The following is a 2,571-nucleotide window of genomic DNA, read 5'->3' on the forward strand; positions in this document are numbered from 1 at the left end:
ATTTATCCGCCGTTATATGGAAGACGGTCCGAAAAACCTGCCTAAACCACGCCTAAGTACCCACTTACCCATGCCCTTTCACGGTGTTGAGGGACATATTAGCCCCATGATCCATCTGGCAAAAAATAACCCCAGTGTGATCATGATTTTAATGTTAATCCCCGTCTTTTTAATCTTATTGCCATTTTATACTATGGGTTACTTTATTTCGGAATGCCTATGCTGGCAACCTCGTTGGCCAAAAGTGATCAGGCAAGCGGGTATACCCGGTAAACCTTTACCAAAAGAAACCACCCTATCGGATTACCCACCCGAGGTACAAAAGGCGATTTTAGATAATAGCCAAGAGTGGGGCGTGATTGATGACGAAACGGGCGAACTTATCGACTATGGTCAATTTAAAAGACCCAAGAAAAAAGCCAGCCGAAAAAGAAAAACAAAAGCAACAAAACAAGCAGAAAAGCCCATAAAAGAGAATTCAGAGGATTAATTGGTAAGGTTAGATTGTGGCTGCTTTAGTAAAGATGCCAAACGTGATCAATTTGATGACTTAACCGAGGAGCTAAGTGAGTTTCATCAAGCAATTCAGGGGACATTTTAATGTATATTGGTGAATATTTATTTTGGTTAAGTAGTGCTATTAAAACCGCAACCCGTAAAAAATTGAAAATGGGCTATTTTAGCGGTGATATGAATTTAAGCGAAGTCACCAAAGATTATACTAAAGAGTCGGTCAGTCATAATCCACGCCCGATAGGGCCTTATTATGCCTATAATGATCGCTATTTAGAGATACGAGGGGGTATGTTTGAAAATTTTCGGGGGATTATTACTTGGATTAGTTTGGCTATATTTTTTGTTTCTTTTTCATGTTGTAATGCTGGTTTGCAAATTGCTTTACAATTATATAAAGATGGAGGAGTAAATATTGTTTCTGGAATATTTGCAATAATATTTTTGTCAATTATTTTTTTATTATCTTCTTACTTATTTATCCGTTACTTCCGTTATATTTATCGCTTGGAATTATTCACGCTTCGCCATATCCGGGTACGGTTTAATCGGGTAACACGGCAAGTGTATGTACAACGCCCTAAATATTGTGGCGGCATTGCGGTGTTTAAATGGGAACATATTATGCCCTCTAATTTTGGCGAGACTGGCTCGGATATGGGTGGTACTAACTTAGTTAATGTGTTCTCCTTTCACCCTTATAAAACTGGCTTTCCCGTTGCACAGTCCGTGGGCGTAGGCAAAAACACTTATAATCCTCAAGATTATAAAGACGAGTGGGAATTTATCCGCCGTTATATGGAAGACGGTCCCCAAAACCTGCCTAAACCACGCCTAAGTACCCACTTACCCATGCCCTTTCACGGTGTTGAGGGACATATTAGCCCCATGATCCATCTGGCAAAAAATAACCCCAGTGTGATCATGATTTTAATGTTAATCCCCGTCTTTTTAATCTTATTGCCATTTTATACTATGGGTTACTTTATTTCGGAATGCCTATGCTGGCAACCTCGTTGGCCAAAAGTGATCAGGCAAGCGGGTAAACCCGGTAAACCTTTACCAAAAGAAACCACCCTATCGGATTACCCACCCGAGGTACAAAAGGCCATTTTAGATAGTAGCCAAGAGTGGGGCGTAATTGATGACGAAACGGGCGAACTTATCGACTATGGTCAATTTAAAAGACCCAAGAAAAAAGCCAGCCGAAAAAGAAAAACAAAAGCAACAAAACAAGCAGAAAAGCCCATAAAAGAGAATTCAGAGAATTAATTGGTAAGGTTAGATTGTGGCTGCTTTAGCAAAGATCCCAAACGTGATCAATTTGATGACTTAACTGAAGAGTTAAACGAGTTTTACCAAGCAGTTCAGGGGACATTTTAATGTATATTGGTGAATTTATATTGTGGTTAGGTAGTGCAATTAAACCTGAAACACGTAAAAAATTGAAAAAAGATTATTCTGATAACTCAATGAAGTTAAGCGAAGTCGCCAAAGATTATACCACAGAGTCGGTCAGTCATAATCCACGCCCGATAGGACCTTATTATGCCTATAACGATCGCTATTTAGAGATACGAGGAGGTATGCTTGAAAATTTTCGGGGGATTATTACTTGGATTAGTTTAGCTATATTTTTTATTACAGCATCAGGAGGTTATTTCGCACTTAAAGTGGCTTTAAAATTATACAATAATGAATGGGATAATTATAAAATTGGTTCCGGAATATTTGCAATGGTATTTTTTGCAATCATTTTTTTAGTCTCTGCTTATTTATGCATCCGCTACTTCCGTTATATCTGTCGCTTAGAGTTATTCACGCTTCGCCATATTCGGGTACGGTTTAATCGGGTAACACGGCAAGTGTATGTACAACGCCCTAAATATTGTGGTGGCATTGCGGTGTTTAAATGGGAACATATTATGCCCGCTAATTTTGGCGAGACTGGCTCGGATATGGGTGGTACTAACTTAGTTAATGTGTTCTCCTTTCACCCTTATAAAACTGGCTTTCCCGTTGCACAGTCCGTGGGCGTAGGCAAAAACACTTATAATC

General features: G+C 39.2%; 1 protein-coding gene and 2 pseudogenes. All 3 read left to right on the forward strand.

Features of this window, described 5'->3' with window-relative positions; all coding sequences use genetic code 11:
* A pseudogene (locus A9G24_RS12955) lies at positions 1–490 on the forward strand (hypothetical protein); the annotation flags it as partial.
* 110 nt (positions 491–600) lie between these two features.
* Complete coding sequence (locus A9G24_RS11485) at positions 601–1,785, forward strand: DUF6708 domain-containing protein (protein WP_065639138.1); 1,185 nt, start codon at positions 601–603, stop codon at positions 1,783–1,785.
* A gap of 110 nt (positions 1,786–1,895) precedes the next feature.
* Positions 1,896–2,571: pseudogene (locus A9G24_RS11490) on the forward strand (hypothetical protein); the annotation flags it as partial.

The sequence above is a fragment of the Gilliamella sp. App6-5 genome (assembly GCF_001690525.1).
Lineage (GTDB): Bacteria > Pseudomonadota > Gammaproteobacteria > Enterobacterales > Orbaceae > Gilliamella > Gilliamella apicola_H.